Below are 16,243 nucleotides of genomic sequence, written 5' to 3'. Positions count from 1 at the left end.
CCTCCGGCAGGATCAACCGGAATGGGTCGCGACCATTTAAACCTGGTCGCGGGGTGTTGGCGGGTGAATGGCAGCGTGTTGCTGTCAAATCACCGTTCAAAGGTCCGAGTTCGCGTGACATCCGTTCGGATGTCACCGAACTACTAGGGCTAACATCAGATACCGTCTTGCGGCGTACCGCAGGGGCGGAATCCTCATTTCCTTCGGACCTGAATCGAAGCGATTCGAGGGTATAAACCCTTCGAACCTCGTTCGGTTCGGGTCCGGTGAGGCAGGACGCGTTGAATCGCCCTGCAATCGCGGTGTGTCGTTCGCATTCATCCGAAATGCCTTGGACCACTTAAGGCCGTCGTATCGTGGCGACCCCCGGGAAGGTGTGTCATCCCGGTGAGCGCCTGACGACCTTGGGGTCGGGGGCGTTCGGTGGAAGCTTTCAGGGGGAGTACCCCCGTGCGCTTCTTCGCATTAATCCGAATGCCCGGGATACATTTAACCCCGTTGATTTAGTGGCTCTGTGAGAAAAATAGACACGAGGCGTGCCATAACTTCACGCGCGGTCAGTTGTGACATCAATTCGGTCGAGCGATAAATCAATGTATTAGTTTCGCGTGCGTGCGAAGGGCCAACAGAATCGACCCGTTGAAGTCGGTTTATAACGGGTCGCTTTATAAGGCCGGAGGTACGATTCACGTGCGAGCAATGAGTGGGCCGGCAGACTCCATCGAGATTCAGAACGTAGTCGCATCGACCGGGATCGGTCAGGAGCTCGACCTCGAAGCCCTCGCCGACGACCTCCCCGGTGCAGATTTCAATCCGGACAACTTCCCGGGCCTCGTCTATCGCACCCAGGACCCGAAAGCCGCTGCGCTCATCTTCCGGTCGGGGAAGATCGTGTGCACGGGCGCGAAAAGTATCGACGACGTGCACGACGCACTCGGGATTATCTTCGATAAGCTCCGTGAGCTGAAGATTCCCGTCGACGACGAGCCAGAGATAACCGTCCAGAACATCGTTTCCAGCGCGGACCTCGGACACAACCTGAACCTGAACGCGCTGGCCATCGGGCTCGGTCTCGAAGACGTCGAGTACGAGCCGGAGCAGTTCCCCGGCCTCGTCTACCGGATGGACGAGCCGAAAGTCGTTATCCTCCTCTTCGGTTCCGGGAAAATCGTCATCACCGGAGGAAAGCGGACGGACGACGCGGAAACCGCCGTCGAGGAAATCGTCGAGCGCATCGACGCGCTTGGACTGCTCGGCTAGGCGCTCCCGAACTATCCGATTTTTCGCGGTGCTAGGTGTCTGAACACCCATAAGTGTGAAATGGCGAACAGTGTAACAGAGGTACATGAGTGCGCGGGAGGACGTAGCGTTTCTCGTTGGGTCACAGAGTCGAGAGGCGATTCTCCGGGCGTTGGCGGTCGAACCACGTCGACCGACAGCGCTCGCGGAACACTGTGACTGCGCCCGAGAGACGGCACAGCGGACACTCGCAGGATTCTGTGACCGAGGATGGGCGAAAAAGAGATCCGACGGACTGTATCACCTTACGCCGGGCGGAACGATGGTCCACGAACGGTACGAGCGGTTCATAGAGACGGTCGAATGCGCCGACCGAATGAGCGAGTTCCTGGCGAACGCCGCAGACATCTGTGAGAACGCCCCGCCCGGTGTCCTCGGTCAGATGAACATCACGACCGCCGCGGACAACGACCCGCACGCGCCACTTAACAGGTACTTGACTATCGTCGGAAGCGAGCCAGTCGACCGCTTCCGCGGAGTCACGCCCATCGTGAGTCGTGTGTTCAACGAATCGGCCGAAGCGGTGCTGGGAGAAGATACTCGGATGGAACTCATCGTCGACCGCGGCGTCCTCGAGCGTTCGATGGACGCCTACCCGGACTCCTTCGAGCGTGCGCGGGACCTTGACCAGTTCGAACTTCGAGTCACCGAGGAGAACCTCGATTTCGGCCTGCTCGTGGTCGACGGCCACGGTCTCGTCTCCGCCTACGACGAACACAACAACCTGACGGCCCTCGTTGACGGCGACGCGTCGGAAGTCGTTTCGTGGGTCGAAAACCTGTACGAGTCGGTCCGCTCGAAATCAGTGCCGATTGACCGCCTCGAACCGTGAGTCGGCGCCGACAACCGGCGTGACCGGGTCGGTCACGCGTGAATATTCCAATCACATGATGATGCAATAAACTATAAGAGGCCACTCTACGGAGGTACGCCTGCGGTGGTACGGCGTTCCCGCTAGCCGGTTCGGCCCTCACACGCCCCGGTCGAGAGTTCGATTCTCCAATCAGGAGTCCGTGTTCTCGATGAGGACGTCCCTCACCACGTCCGGATCCTCGAGCAGTTGGTGCTTGGTGTAGCTTCCCTCCGCGCTCCCGCCGCTGTGTTTCGACTGCTCGATGATGTCGAGAAAGGCGTGTTCTTTCAGGAGGTCTCGAACCCGCCGCAGCGACAGGCTATCGGAGCCCTGCTGTCGGCAGATGTTCTCGTAGACCTCGTAGACGCGGCTCGTTCGGAAGCCGTCTTGTTTTTCGTTCGAAAGCGAGAGGATGGCGAGCGCCTGCAACACGTAGCGAGAGTGAGGCGTCGACCCGCGAATCAGCTCGCGGAAGCGGTCGGTCTCCGCGCGCTGGCGCGCCTGCGTGACGAAGTTCTCCTTGACGGTACTCGCCCCCATGGACTGTGCGATTTCTCCCGCGTACCGCAGGATGTCGATTGCTTTCCGGGCGTCCCCGTGTTCGCGGGCGGCGAGCGCCGCGGCTCGCGGAATCGTCGATGGGTCCAACACGCCGTCGCGGAAGGCGTCGCTCCGGGCGTCCATGATGTCGCGAAGCTGGTTCGCGTCGTACGGTGGAAAGACGAACTCGCGCTCGCAGAGGCTTGATTTCACCCGCTCGTCCATCCGGTCTTTGTACTGAATCTTGTTGCTGATACCGATGACGCCGAGCTTACAGCCGGCAATCTTCCCCGCCTCACCGGCTCGCGAGAGCTGCATGAGGATGTCGTCGTCGCTCAGTTTGTCGATTTCGTCGAGGATGATGAGAACCACGTCGTACAGCGAGTCGAGGATGCGCCACAGGCGTTTGTAGTACGTCGACGTCGAAAGTCCCTTATCGGGGACTTTTATCCCGGTAATCGAGGTGTCGTTGACACTGTCGGCGATGGTCTGGACGGCCTGCGTCTCGGTCGTGTCCTGCGCGCAGTCCACGTAGGCGAACGTCGCTTTCACGCCCTCCTCTTCGGCCGTCTCGACGAGGCGCTGGGAGACGTACTTCGCACAGAGCGACTTCCCCGTCCCAGTTTTCCCGTAGATGAGGACGTTGCTCGGGCTCTGTCCGAAGATGGCGGGGTTCACCGCGGTCGCGAGATCCGAAATCTCGTCGTCGCGACCGACGATGCGACCCTCGCCCGGGAGGTGGTTAATCTCCAACAACTCCTTGTTGGCGAAGATGGGGTCCTCCCGGGTGAAGAGGTCGTCGCTGGCGTTAGGCATGTTCGCAACACACCACGTTTCCGGTGAAAGGACTTACCATTCGACTCAGCACACACACACCACGTTTCCGGTGAACGCCCACGAACCCCGGTTTCCCGTCCACACGAAACGGAGGTATTGATTCACCGGAAACACGGTGTGGGGGAGTCTACCTGACCCCACGAGGCCGGCTACTCTCACTTCGCGTCCCACCTGAGGACGGAGAACGCGCACGAAGCTGACGAGTTACGTCGGCACCGACGCCGTGTGTGCGCTGTTGCTGGAAGCGGTCTGTGACGAGAGTCGACTGTAAAGTCCCGTCTCGCCACGAATCGCTCAGATTCACCGGAGTTCGCGAAACCTCGTAGGACCCTCCAGAACGGACCGAAATCACGGACTGTCCTGACTCGCAAACTCCGAAAAACACACGTCTAAGACGAGCAGTTCGATTCGAACAGTACTCGAGTTACGAGTACTTCTTTACTTCACGAGTGTATCAATGGTCGTTAACACGAATATACTATTTAATCATTGCTACTCGAACTACACAGGACCCCCGACGCGAGTCGAGTGAGTGCTGGACCGCACCTGATGGACTCGCCTGGCTGACTCACCGGAAACGTGGTGTCTCATCTCAGTCTCCCGTAGTGTCCCTATACCCCAGATAGAACTCTCATTGCAGGTGTTTTCACCGGAAACACGGTGTGTTCAATATAAGTGGTTCGATTCGGGTGCCCCCGAAAATGAGGGGGAAGATACGAACGCGCACACCCGTGTTTCCATGCGTTTGCCGCTGCCAGGCGCGTGGTTCGGTTCACCGGAAACGTGGTGTGCGCGTGACCTCGCTCTGGTGACTCATCGGCTGTTCGACCGCTTTCCGACCCCCGCGGGACTCGCCTGCCCTGTATCGTATTTCACCGGAAACACGGTGTCTGTCAGCGTTGCTACGTTCTCCGCCGAACCGGACGAAGCTGACGACGGAGAGCTGGCGACGGAGAGCTGACCGGTGAGCGACCGACTGTCGTTTTCCGTCCTGACGGCTCGTGGTATCCCGGCTCTGTGACCGGGTTTTCCGGTTCTCTTTCCCCTCATTCACCGGAAACGTGGTGTCTCTGCCCGTCTCACCCGGTCTCGGGATTCACCGGAAGCGAGGTGTGGGGTGTCGCGAACACGATGTGGTGAGTCGTCGACGACGACCGACCGGACCCGGCCGAGCCGTCACCTGCCGACACCGACGTCTACACCGGTCTCGGACCGAACTTAGCTCTCACTCGTTCACCGGAAACGTGGTGTGCATGCGACTCTCGTGCATCCGTGCGTAGCTTCCCGGAACGGGTCTCGAAACGTTCTCCCCCGACGGACTGTGTCGTTCCCGTGGCGTCAATGCAATTACCCAGGGGGACGAATCGGTAACGTATGCGTGCGCTCAGTCGCTTGTGGGTGCGCCTCGGCGAGGTCGTGTTTAATCGCGACGACGACGGAGCGTGGTCTCTCGAACGCTCCCGTTCGACGGAGACGCGGTGGTCGCGCCCGGGGGAGCGAGTCGATTGCTTCCGGTTCGACGACGGCTACGTGACCACCGTCCACTACGAAGACCGAGAGGTCACGTGGCAGTTGACTCCCGGTCAGGTCCCGCTCGCGAGCGCGCTCGTGATGGCGAAGCTCTACCTCGAACACGAACTGACGCCGCAGACCGACCCGGAGGGACGGCCGTTCGTCGGTCTCGCTGAACGGGGACCGGTTCAGGTCTTCGAGGAGATTCCACCCGAGCCGGTCGAGTACGTCTATCTCGACGGCGTCCGGACGCTCGAAGAGTTCCCCGAGTTCCTCACCGTCGACGACGACTTTCGGGCCGTGTTCGACCGGATGGCTCCCGCGCGGTCGAGCACGTCCCGATAGTATCGCCTCCGTCCCGATAACGTCGTTTCAACGGGGGTCCGCTTCGACGAAGCCGAGTCGCTTCTGTCTTCTCGCACTCAGCTCGTTCGCTCCTCGCTTTCTCCTCGCTCTCCCTTCGTTCCTTCCGCCTCCGCTCCCCCTGAACCCTCGCGTGCAGCGAGTTCCCTCGCTCGCGTCACGGGCCCCGGTGTCGCAAGCCGTTTCCCCGTCGCGACCGTATTCGGCTTCGATGACTGCCGAGGACGAGGACCAAAGTCCTCCCGACGGAGACGGCGACATCGACGGGGCCGGCGCGTCCCGAGACGTGCTCGACCGATTGGCCGACGTAACCGAGGTATCCGACGTGCCCGACGCGTCCACCGTCGACGCGGACCAACCGAGCGAAATTGCCGACGGCGTCTCGCTCGCAGCGTTCTACGAAGCGCTCGAATCCGAGGGCCGGCCCGTGGTGACCGCCCAGCAGGTCGCTCGCCGCCTCGGCGTCTCGCAGGCGGACGCGATGGACGGACTCGACGCGCTCGCCGGTGCGGGGCGAGTCCAGCGGGTGAACGTCGAGACCGACCCGGTCGTCTGGTATCCGACCGAGTGGGGCGACCTCGCCTCGCGCGAGCGGGTCGTCCTCTTTCCGAAACGCCGCGAAATCGTCGTCGACAACCCGACCCAGTACACCCGGGCGCGACTCTCGCAGTTTGCGCACCTCGCGGACACCACCGGCGACCGCGAGGGACGCGGCCGCGGTTACCTCTACCGCATCCGGCAGGAAGACGTGTGGCAGGCACCCTTCGACGACGTCGACTCGCTCCTCTCGATGCTTCGGTCGGTCCTCCCTGAGCGGTCGTCGCACCTCGAAGCGTGGGTCGAAGACCAGTGGAAGCGCGCCCACCAGTTCCGCCTCTACTCTCACGAGGAGGGGTACACCGTCCTCGAAGCCGCCACCGAGAGCCTCATGGGCAACGTCGCGCTCCAGAAATTCGACGACGACCACGTCTACGCTCCCATCTCGGACACCGAGGCGTGGGTCAGAGACGAGGAAATCGCGGCCATAAAGCGCATCCTCTACGACGCGGGCTACCCCGTCGAGGACGACCGAGACCTCGAAGAGGGCGAGGAACTCGACGTTACGCTCGGCGTCGACCTCCGCGACTACCAGCGAGACTGGGTCGACCGATTCGTCGACCAGCGCGCCGGCGTCCTCGTCGGGCCGCCCGGCGCGGGGAAGACCATCGCTGGCATCGGCGCGCTCGCCGCGGTCGGTGGCGAGACGCTGATTCTCGTGCCGAGTCGCGAACTCGCCCGCCAGTGGCGCGAGGAACTCCGCTCGACGACGGACCTCGACGCCGACCAAATCGGCGAGTATCACGGCGGCGCGAAAGAGATTCGCCCGGTCACAATCGCCACCTACCAGACCGCCGGGATGGACCGCCATCGCTCGCTTTTCGACTCGCGGCGTTGGGGGCTCATCATCTACGACGAGGCCCACCACATCCCGAGTCGCGTCTTCCAGCGGAGCGCCGACCTCCAGTCCAAACACCGCCTCGGGCTGTCGGCGACGCCCATCCGCGAGGACGACAAGGAAGCAGAGATCTTCACGCTCATCGGCCCGCCTATCGGCACCGACTGGGGGAAGCTCTTCGACGCCGGCTACGTTCAGGAGCCCGAAGTCGAGATTCGCTACGTGGGTTGGGGCGACGACATGGCCAGAAACGAATGGGCCTCCAGCGACGGCCGCGAGCGGCACATGCTCGCCGCGATGAACCCCGGGAAGATATTCGAGATTCGTCGGCTCCGCGCCCGTCACGCCGACTCGAAGACGCTCGTTTTCGTCGACTACCTCGACCAGGGAGAGGCGATTGCCGAGGCGCTCGACGTGCCGTTCGTCAGCGGCGAGACCCGCCATCACCGCCGCGAGGCGTACTTCGAGGCGTTCCGCGACGGCGACCTCGACACGCTCGTCATCTCCCGCATCGGCGACGAGGGCATCGACCTCCCGAACGCCGGACTCGCAATCGTCGCCTCCGGCCTCGGCGGCTCTCGCCGGCAGGGTTCCCAGCGCGCCGGCCGAACCATGCGCCCGACGGGGAGCGCGCTCGTCTACGTGCTCGCCACCCGCGGCACGAGCGAAGAGGACTTCGCCCAGCGCCAGATGCAACACCTCGCCGGGAAGGGTATCCGCGTCCGGGAGACGAGCGCCGACGACCTCGACCCCGAGTCGGACGGCGGTGACACCGACGCCGACACTGACACCGAAGACGACGAGTCGGACGGCGCTGAGTCGGCGTCTGCGGACGGCGCTGAGTCAGCGACGACCGACGAGTAATCACCCGTCGTCGGGCGCTTCGCCGCCCGGAATGAGAATTCTTAAGTCTACCCGTGGATTGAGATTCTCTTGACCGCTCTTAGCTCAGCCTGGCAGAGCAGCCGACTGTAGATCGGCTTGTCCCCCGTTCAAATCGGGGAGAGCGGACTGAACTTCAACACCCGCGAGCGTAGCGAGCGGTGTTGAATGTGAAGGACTCCTCGACCCGATTTGAGCAACGAGCAACGCGAAGCGTTGCGAGTGAGTTCAAATCGGGGAGCGCGGATTCTCTCAGTGTTGCAACTCAGAGCGCGCCCCGTCTTCGCTCGCACTGGTTGATTTACTCCGCTACTCCCGACCGCCCCACACCACCTTTTCGACCAGTTCGACCGTTAGCGGCCCGTCGACGCGAAGCTGACACGAGAGCCGCGGGTAGCCGAACCGTGCCGCGAGGTCGTCGTGCCAGTGGTCGGGCGTCGGCTCGCCCGAGCGAACCCGGACGCCGCACGTCGCACAGAGGCCGCGCCCGCCGCAGTTCACTCGCTTCGTGAGCCGCGCGTACGGTGAAATACCCGCGTCGAGCAACGCGTCGCGGAGGACGGTCCCGCGTTCGACTTCGAGGTCGGTGACGCGGTCGCCGTCGGTGTCGCGGACACGAACCGTGACAGTCGAGTCAGCCGGGTCGCACTCGGTTCGAACCCGGGGCTCGCGGTCGCTCATCGGTCGGTCGTTCGGGCCGACGCGACATGGGCGTACCCCTCGGACCGGCCCCTCGTCCAGTCGCCTCGCCCACCCCTCCCGCTCGCGGCTCTCCCGCCATCTATGTAGAATCCATACCCGAAGATATCAGTATTATAACGGCTTATGACGGGCGGATTCGTAGATGAGCGTGATGGTGTCCCTCGCGTCCGCGCCGGTGTTGGTGAACGTCCGCGCCGAGATGAACGACCACGAGACGATGACGGTCGAACTGCACGAGACGAACGAAACGCGCCACCTCGTGGCCTACGAGTCCGAGCGCATCCGCGACGCGCTCGCGTCGCTCTCCGAGGGCGCTCGCGTGCCCGTCGAGATGGTTCGCGCCGGCTCGCGCTCGAACGTCTGGAAGGCCGTCGCACTGCACGGCCGACAGACGCTCCCCGCCGACCAGTCGGCGCGCACGGCGAACTGAGTCGTCCGCGACCCCGTCTTTCGCCCGCCGCTCGTTCCCGCGTCGTCGGCTTATCGCACCGGCTTCACCGGAGGCAAACCGTCGGTGCTATACCCCTCGCCCGTGTCGCGCACCGCAATGAGCTTCGTCGCCGAGGTGGAAGTCCGGTTCCGCGACCACGACTCGTTCGGCCATGTGAACAACGCGGTCTACGCGACCTACTGCGAACAGGCCCGCGTGCGCTTCTTCGAGGAGGTGTTGGACACCCCGCTTTCCGACCCGCACATCGTCGTCGCGCACCTCGAACTCGACTACCGCGCGCCAATCGAGGGCGTCGGCACCGTCGAGGTGGAAGTCGAGGCCGGCGAGCCCGGCGGAAAGAGTTTCCCCATCTACTACACGCTCTCCTACGAGGGCGAGGTCGTCGCCACCGGCGAGACGGTTCAGGTCGCGATGGACGACGAGGGCCGCCCGACCCGCGTTCCCGACCAGTGGCGCGAGGCAATCGCCGACCAACCGTAGCGTCCGGCCGCCGCTCGCACCGCGTTGTCTCTTGGAGCGACCTAGAACGACACCGGTTATTCGACCGACAGAGCCGAGACAGGAGAATTAAATACTCTCGTGATAATCCTCGGATATGCCTCGGGGAACACTAGAACGCGCACAGTCGGCGGACGCCGACGACGAGACCCCGCTGTCCCGAGCAGGCGAACGCGTCCTCCACATCGGACGCGACCGGCCGATTCGCATCAGCGCCGGCCATCGTCTCCTCCACCACGACGGCAAGTGTAGCCGCCCGCACGGGCACAACTACGAGATTTCGGTCCGCGTCGTCGGTGACCTGACCGACGAGGGCTGGGTCGTCGACAAGGGCGTCGTGACCGACGTCATCGACGAGTGGGACCACCGCTTTCTCGTCGAGTCGGGCGACCCGCTGGTCGAGGCGTTCGAGCGCTCCGGCGACGCCGACGGAACGGTCGTCCTCGACGCGCCGCCGACGGCCGAGGTGATGGCCGTCGTGCTCGAAGAGAAACTGCTGGCGGCGCTCCCCGACACCGTCTCCGAGGTCTCGGTCTCGGTCAGCGAAACGTCGGAGCTCTGCGCCGGCTTCTGATGCCCGTCTCCGACACCGTCGCCCGCGACGACACCGACGCCGAGGGCGACCGCCTCCCGATAAACGAGCTGTTCGCGTCGCTTCAGGGCGAGGGCAAACTCGCCGGCGTCCCGAGCACGTTCGTCCGCACCAGCGGCTGTAACCTCCGCTGTTGGTTCTGCGACTCCTTTCACACCTCGTGGGAACCGACTCACGCGTGGCTGAGCCTCGACGAAATCGTCGCCGAGGTCGAGTCGCTGTCCCCCGAGCACGTCGTCGTCACCGGCGGCGAACCGCTCGTCCACGACGAGACCGACGCGCTCCTGTCGGCGCTCGACGACGACTACCACCTGACCGTCGAGACGAACGGGACGCTCGAAACCGACGCGCCGGTCGACCTCGCCAGTATCAGCCCCAAACTCGCGTCGTCGACGCCGACGCCCGACAACGCCCCGGACGACGTCGACCCCGGCGTCTGGACCGAGCGACACGAGAACGCCCGCGTCGACCTCGGCGCGCTCGCCTCGCTGGTCGAAGACGCGGCGGAGTTCCAACTGAAGTTCGTCGTCACCGGCCGCGACGACCTCGACGAAATCGAGTCGCTCGTCGACGACGTGCGCGGCGTCGCAGACCGCGAAATCCGCGACAGCGACGTGTTGCTCATGCCCGAGGGACAGACCCGCGAGCAGCTCGCCCGCACCCGGACCGAGGTCGCAGACCTCGCGGCGTCGTTCGGCTACCGCTACACGCCGCGACTCCACGTCGACCTCTGGAACGACGCGCCCGAGACCTGAACGCCCGCCGAACGAACCTCGAATCCCGCCGAACCCCGCCGAACGCCCGCTAAACGAACCCCGAACACACCCCAAACACACCCCGAACGTTCCACGATAACGATGACTACCGAACCCACGTCCGACGACAAACGCGCCGTCGTCCTCCTCTCCGGCGGCATGGACAGCGCGACGACCGCTTACGAGGCAACGCAACGCGGCTACGAACTCTACGCGCTCCACACCTCCTACGGCCAGAAGACCGAGTCGAAAGAGTACGACTGCGCCCGCGAACTCGCCGACGAACTCGACGCGCGGGACTTCCTCCACATCGAGACGAGCCACCTGAAGCAGATCGGCGCGTCGTCGCTCACCGACGACTCGATGGCCGTCGCCGACGCCGACGTGGACGGCGACGACATCCCGACCTCGTACGTCCCCTTCCGCAACGCCAACCTCCTGTCGATGGCCGTCTCGTACGCCGAGGCGAACGACTGCGACGCCGTCTTCGTCGGCGCACACTCCGAGGACTACTCGGGCTACCCCGACTGCCGGCCCGAGTTCTTCGACGCCTTCGAGGCCATGGTCGACGTCGGCACGAAACCCGACACGACCATCTCGCTCGAAGTCCCGTTCGTCCACGACTCGAAGACCGACATCGCCCGCCGGGGCCTCGAACTCGGCGTCCCCTTCGAGCACACGTGGTCCTGCTACCGCGCCGAGGAACCGGCCTGCGGCACCTGCGACTCCTGTGCGTTCCGCTTGCAGGCGTTCCAGAACCTCGGCGAGCGCGACCCGATTCCGTACGCCGAGCGCCCTGACTACGCGGACGGCGACGCCGACCCCGACGCGGCGTAGGCGGCGTAGCGTCGCCCCGCACGCTGACCACTCCGCGCTCCGTGCGCCGACGTGACGGAGAGAGTTCGCCCGCGTCCCGACCTGTCTCCTCGCGCCCCTTTTTCACCGACCTGCGCGAACCCCGCGTCATGAGCGACGAGAAACGCCGAACCGCCGCCCAGTTCGGGAGCGCCGCCAAGTCGTACTTCGACAGCGAGGTCCACCGCCTCGGCGCGGACCGCGAGACGCTCGCGTCGTGGTGCCGCGGCGCGACCCGCGCGCTCGACGTGGCGACCGGGGCCGGCCACACCGCGGGCGCGATAGCCGATGCCGGCGTCTCCTCGGTCGTCGCGGCCGACGCCGCCCCGGAGATGGTCGCCACCGCGGTTCGCGAGTACCCCGTCGCGGGCGTCGTCGCCGACGCCGAGCGCCTTCCCTTCGCGGACGATGTCTTCGACGCGGCCGCCTGCCGTATCGCCGCGCACCACTTCCCCGACCCCGAGGCGTTCGTCGCCGAGGTCGCGCGCGTCCTCGAACCGGGCGGCGTCTTCGCCTTCGAGGACAACGTCGCGCCCGAAGACGCCGCCCTCGCCGCGTTCCTCAACGGCGTCGAAGTGCTCCGCGACCCGACTCACGTCGAACTCCACCCGGTTTCGCGGTGGCGCGAGTGGTTCGCGGCCGCGGGCCTGTCGGTCGAGACGGTCGAAACCGCGGCGATACGTCTCCAGTTCGACCCGTGGACCGAGCGGACGAACGTCTCGCCCGCCGACCGAGACGAACTCGAACGTCGGTTCCGCGAGGCGCCCGAGGAGGCGAAAGAACTGTTCGACGTGGAGTTCGACGGCGACTCCGTCGTCTCCTTTGCCAACCCGAAGGCGCTGGTTCGAGCGCGAACGGAGTAGGTGAGCAGAGTCGCCGCCTCGAATCCGCGACCCGCCGAGACCCACAAACGGTAAGCGGACCCCCCGCGACGTGGAGGTGTGTCAACGCCCGACTCCGACGCCCCCATCTCGCCGCTCGCGGGGCTCGGCATCGCGGTCCTCGCGGTCAGCACGAGCGCGATTCTCGTCCGCTGGAGCGCCGCGCCCAGCCTCGTGAAGGCGTTTTATCGGGTCCTGTTCACTGTTGCCCTTCTCGCGCCGGTCGCGCTCGTCCGCCACCGCGACGCGTTGGCGACCATTTCCGGGCGGGACCTGCTGGCGGCCGGGGGTGCGGGCGTCGCGCTCGCGGCCCACTTCGCGTCGTGGTTCGAGAGCCTCAACCACACGACGGTCGCCGCGAGCGTCACGCTCGTGCAGTCCCAACCGCTTTTCGTCGCCGTCGGCGCGTGGGCCGTCCTCGACGAGCGCGTGAGCCGCCGCACCGCAATCGGCATCGGCGTCGCGCTCGCGGGCATGGCGCTCATGTCCGTCTCCGACTTCCTCACCGCCGGCGGCGCACCGCGGCCGCTTCTCGGAAACGGACTGGCGGTCGTCGGGGCCGTGACGGCGGCCGCCTACGTCCTCACCGGCCGGAGCGTCCGCAGCAGGGTCGCCCTCGTCCCCTACGTGGTCGTCGTCTACTCGGTCTGCGCCGCCGCGCTCCTCGTCGTCGCGGTCGGCCGCGGCGACCCGCTGACGGGCTATCCGCCCCGCGAGTGGCTCCTGTTTCTCGGGATGGCCGTCGGCCCGGGCGTCTTCGGCCACACCGTCATCAACTGGGCGCTCGCCCACCTCGAATCGAGCGTCGTCTCCGTCTCCCTCCTCGGCGAACCCGTCGGCAGCACGATTCTCGCGCTCTTTCTCCTCGGTGAGATTCCCACGCTCCCGACCGTCCTCGGCGGGGCGGTCGTCCTCGGCGGCATCTACGTCAGCGCGTCCTGACCTGTCCCGGCCGATACGGGCGGTTCCGAACCCGGACACTCGTCCGAAGACGCGTCGGTTCGTCTCCCGCTCCGAATCCGTTATCGGCCCTGATAACCGCGTCACAACGCTCATTACGGTGAGCGGTCGCTACATCGTATGGACGACGGGCCGGGGGCGGACGTACGCGTTCTCCACGTCGATGACGAGCCCAGTCTGACGGACCTCGTGTCGATTTACCTCGAACGCGAGGCCGGCGACGTCGACCTGTCGGTCTCGACGTCGAACTCGGGGGCGGACGCCCTCGAACGACTCCGACAGGAACGGGTCGACTGCGTCGTGTCGGACTACGACATGCCCGACATCGACGGGCTGGAGTTCCTCCGCGCGGTCCGTTCGGAACACCCCGACCTCCCTTTCATCCTCTTTACCGGCAAAGGCTCCGAGGAGGTCGCCCGCGACGCCTTCCGCGTCGGCGCGACCGACTACATGCAGAAAGACACCGGCACGGACCAGTACACGGTCCTCGCCAACCGCGTCGTCAACGCCGTCTCGCAGTACCGCGCGAAGGCGGCCTCCGAGCGGTACGGCACCGCCATCGAGGTGCTCGACAGCGGCGTCTACTCGCTCGACTCGGCGGGGCGCTTTACCTCCGCCGACGGCGTCTTCTGCGAACTCACCGGCTACGACCGCGAGGCGATTATCGGCCGCGAGTTCGCTGACCTCGCCGCGGAGGCCGCCGACGAGATTCTGTCCGCCTTCGAGCGGGTCGTCTCCCCGAACGCTCCCGACACGGAGCGCTTCGAGACGGTGCTGTCGCCCGGCCCCGCGTACCCGCACGACGACGACCTCCTCTGTGAGGGCCACCTCGCGCTCCGTCCCACCGAAGACGACGAACCCGCCGTCATCGGGACGTTGCAGGACGTGACCGAGCGTCGACGCCGGCGGAACCGACTGCGCTACGAGACGCGGCTGAAAGACGCCGTGTTGGACACGTCAACGTCGCTGATGAGCGCCGAGACCGACGAAATCGGCACGAAAATCGAGTGGACGCTCCAGTCCGTCGGCGAGGTGGCCGACCTCGACCGCTGTTCGGTCTATCTCTACGACGACGAGACGACCGTCGCCGCCCGGATGCACGACTGGCGCGGCGGCGGCCGACGCGAGCACCCCGAGCGCGTCGCCCTCGAAGACGCCCGCTGGCTGCTCGAACGACTCCACCGATTCGAGAACGTCCGTCTCCATCGCGTCTCGGACCTCCCGCCCGAGGCGTCGGACACGAAGCGCGTGCTCACCGACGCCGAGACCGGCGGCTTCGTCGCCGTGCCGATGGTGTCGAAATGGGCGCTCGTCGGCTTCGTCGTCTTCGACGTGGTCGAGACGAGTCGCTCGTGGACTGACACCGAAGTCGACCTCCTTCGCTCTGTCGGCAACAACGTCACGCACACGCTGGCCCGCCAGCGACGCGAGCGCGAACTTCAGCGGCAGAACGACCGCCTCGAAGAGTTCGCGTCGGTCGTCTCACACGACCTGCGGAACCCCCTCAACGTCGCCAAGGGGTTCGTCGAACTCGCCCGCGAGGAAGACGACGTGACCTACCTCGACCGCGCGCTCGACGGCGTCACCCGAATGGACACGCTCCTCAACGACGTGCTCACGCTGGCCAGACAGGGCCGCAAAGTCGGTGAGACGCGCTCTGTCGCCATCGAGAACGTCGCCGAGCGGGCGTGGAAGGCGGTCGACACCGGCGACGGCGCGGTGCTCGTCGTCGAGGACGGACTCGGGACCACGCAGGCCGACCAAGGCCGGTTCCAACAGGCGTTCGAGAACCTGTTTCGGAACGCGGTCGAGCACGGCGGCTCCTGCTGTGACTCCGGTGACGACGCGGCCGCGGACGACGCGCCCGCCGACGAGACGGCGTCCGCCGAGTCGCCGCCGACGGACGCGACCGACGAGCTGACCGTCCGCGTCGGTCCCACCGAGACCGGCTTCTACGTCGCCGACAACGGTCCCGGAATCCCGGCCGACGAGCGCGACACCGTCTTCGAACACGGTCACACCACGTCCGACTCCGGCACGGGCTTCGGGCTCTCAATCGTCGAGAGCATCATCGAGGCCCACGGCTGGGATATCGAGGCGACCGCCCCGGAGGCCGACCTCGGCGGCGCGCGCTTCGAGTTCGATATCGGCGGCGTCCGCTCCGAGGTCGAACCGCGGTTCTCGCTCAGCGACGACTGAGCCGTCGACGCTCCGACTCGACTCGATTCGACTCCCGCGCTACCGGTTACTGTTCTTCGAGCAGTCGCTTCGTCTCGGCGTGTCGCGCGCGGAACATCCCCTCGAAGCCGACGCCGCCGAAGACGCCCGCGAGGTCACCGAGGGGACCGAACGGCAGTTCGTACTCCACGCGGTCTTCGACTATCGTCTCGTCGCCGTCGGCGACGAACCGGTGGGTGTGGACCCACCGCGAGAAGGGGCCGCCGACCATGTCGTCGCGGAACCACGCCGTCGTCTCCCCGGCCTCGCGGTCGAGGATGCGCGAGGTCCATCGCTGGCGGGGACCGACCCCGAACGGTCGCATCGACATCTCGATTTCCGTCCCGGCGACGAGTTCGTCGGGGTCGTCGTCGCCGTCGGGGCCGCGGACCGACTCGATGTCGAGGCGCATCCACGCCGGGGTGAGCGCCTCCAGTCCGGACACGTCGGAGTGGAACTCCCAGACGCGTTCGAGCGGGGCGGCGATACGAGTTCGACGCTGGTAGACCGGCATACCGACCGTTAGGCCGGAGACGGAAAAGCGGTGCTGGCGGAACGGGTCGAAAGAAGTCGTCGAAGCGCCGCCCGCGAGGTCGGGGTCGGGGACGGTG

The 16,243-nt window shown here is 65.6% G+C and carries 15 protein-coding genes and 1 tRNA gene; 13 read left to right on the top strand and 3 right to left on the bottom strand.

The genetic code is table 11. The features are described from left to right. Window positions 1-699: 699 nt before the first annotated feature. Both E4P24_RS08920 and E4P24_RS08915 read left to right on the top strand, forming a co-directional pair. Complete coding sequence (locus E4P24_RS08920) at window positions 700-1,260, top strand: TATA-box-binding protein (RefSeq protein WP_004041616.1); 561 nt, start codon at window positions 700-702, stop codon at window positions 1,258-1,260. Window positions 1,261-1,561: 301 nt separating this feature from the next. Continuing rightward, window positions 1,562-2,131, top strand: a complete 570-nt coding sequence (locus tag E4P24_RS08915) for a hypothetical protein (protein WP_115802704.1) — start codon at window positions 1,562-1,564, stop codon at window positions 2,129-2,131. 171 nt (window positions 2,132-2,302) lie between these two features. On the opposite strand, the gene E4P24_RS08910 is transcribed toward E4P24_RS08915, so the two are convergent. Then, on the bottom strand, window positions 2,303-3,508 hold the full coding sequence (locus E4P24_RS08910; protein WP_004063115.1) for a Cdc6/Cdc18 family protein: 1,206 nt from the start codon (window positions 3,506-3,508) through the stop codon (window positions 2,303-2,305). Between the two features lie 1,395 nt (window positions 3,509-4,903). Between E4P24_RS08910 and E4P24_RS08905 the strand changes: the two genes are divergently transcribed. The 3 genes from E4P24_RS08905 to E4P24_RS08895 all read left to right on the top strand — a co-directional run bounded on the left by E4P24_RS08905 (window position 4,904) and on the right by E4P24_RS08895 (window position 7,850). After that, entirely contained in the window at window positions 4,904-5,386 is a 483-nt protein-coding gene (locus E4P24_RS08905; protein WP_004041613.1) for a hypothetical protein, read from the top strand. A gap of 229 nt (window positions 5,387-5,615) precedes the next feature. After that, window positions 5,616-7,703, top strand: coding sequence for a DEAD/DEAH box helicase (locus E4P24_RS08900; RefSeq protein ID WP_188148378.1), 2,088 nt, complete (start codon window positions 5,616-5,618; stop codon window positions 7,701-7,703). Window positions 7,704-7,776: 73 nt separating this feature from the next. Continuing rightward, window positions 7,777-7,850 (top strand) — tRNA-Tyr (locus E4P24_RS08895). A gap of 180 nt (window positions 7,851-8,030) precedes the next feature. Here the strand turns inward: E4P24_RS08895 and E4P24_RS08890 are convergent. Continuing rightward, the gene (locus E4P24_RS08890; RefSeq protein WP_004041611.1) at window positions 8,031-8,402 is read right to left on the bottom strand and encodes a 2Fe-2S iron-sulfur cluster-binding protein; all 372 of its coding nucleotides are present in this window, start codon (window positions 8,400-8,402) and stop codon (window positions 8,031-8,033) included. Window positions 8,403-8,574: 172 nt separating this feature from the next. Here E4P24_RS08890 and E4P24_RS08885 point away from each other — a divergent pair, with 172 nt between their 5' ends. The 8 genes from E4P24_RS08885 (at window position 8,575) to E4P24_RS08850 (ending at window position 15,614) form a co-directional block, all read left to right on the top strand. Beyond that, window positions 8,575-8,853 (top strand): hypothetical protein, encoded by a 279-nt coding sequence (locus E4P24_RS08885; protein ID WP_006600200.1) that lies wholly within the window; start codon window positions 8,575-8,577, stop codon window positions 8,851-8,853. 117 nt (window positions 8,854-8,970) lie between these two features. Continuing rightward, window positions 8,971-9,354 (top strand): thioesterase family protein, encoded by a 384-nt coding sequence (locus E4P24_RS08880; RefSeq protein ID WP_004063118.1) that lies wholly within the window; start codon window positions 8,971-8,973, stop codon window positions 9,352-9,354. 115 nt (window positions 9,355-9,469) lie between these two features. Next, window positions 9,470-9,946 carry a 6-pyruvoyl tetrahydropterin synthase family protein gene (locus E4P24_RS08875; protein WP_004041608.1) on the top strand — a complete coding sequence of 159 codons (477 nt, stop codon included), beginning with the start codon at window positions 9,470-9,472 and terminating at the stop codon, window positions 9,944-9,946. After that, a complete protein-coding gene (locus E4P24_RS08870) occupies window positions 9,946-10,719 on the top strand; it encodes a 7-carboxy-7-deazaguanine synthase QueE (protein WP_004041607.1) in 774 nt (257 codons plus the stop codon). Before E4P24_RS08875 ends, E4P24_RS08870 begins: the two co-directional genes overlap by 1 nt. A 102-nt stretch (window positions 10,720-10,821) precedes the next feature. Then, window positions 10,822-11,556: a 7-cyano-7-deazaguanine synthase QueC gene (gene queC / locus E4P24_RS08865; protein WP_188148377.1), complete on the top strand. Its 735-nt coding sequence runs from the start codon at window positions 10,822-10,824 to the stop codon at window positions 11,554-11,556. A gap of 128 nt (window positions 11,557-11,684) precedes the next feature. After that, window positions 11,685-12,437: a class I SAM-dependent methyltransferase gene (locus E4P24_RS08860; protein WP_188148376.1), complete on the top strand. Its 753-nt coding sequence runs from the start codon at window positions 11,685-11,687 to the stop codon at window positions 12,435-12,437. Window positions 12,438-12,515: 78 nt separating this feature from the next. Then, window positions 12,516-13,397: a DMT family transporter gene (locus E4P24_RS08855; protein WP_115802700.1), complete on the top strand. Its 882-nt coding sequence runs from the start codon at window positions 12,516-12,518 to the stop codon at window positions 13,395-13,397. Window positions 13,398-13,535: 138 nt separating this feature from the next. Beyond that, a complete protein-coding gene (locus E4P24_RS08850; protein WP_188148375.1) occupies window positions 13,536-15,614 on the top strand; it encodes a response regulator in 2,079 nt (692 codons plus the stop codon). A gap of 46 nt (window positions 15,615-15,660) precedes the next feature. On the opposite strand, the gene E4P24_RS08845 is transcribed toward E4P24_RS08850, so the two are convergent. Beyond that, a complete protein-coding gene (locus E4P24_RS08845) occupies window positions 15,661-16,146 on the bottom strand; it encodes an SRPBCC family protein (protein WP_004041602.1) in 486 nt (161 codons plus the stop codon). Window positions 16,147-16,243: the final 97 nt, after the last annotated feature.

Origin of the sequence: Haloferax sp. AS1 (assembly GCF_014530665.1) — an archaeon.
Classification (GTDB): Archaea; Halobacteriota; Halobacteria; order Halobacteriales; family Haloferacaceae; genus Haloferax; species Haloferax volcanii.
The sequence above is the reverse complement of the archived record's forward strand: the minus strand, read 5'-3'. Positions and strand labels throughout refer to the sequence as shown.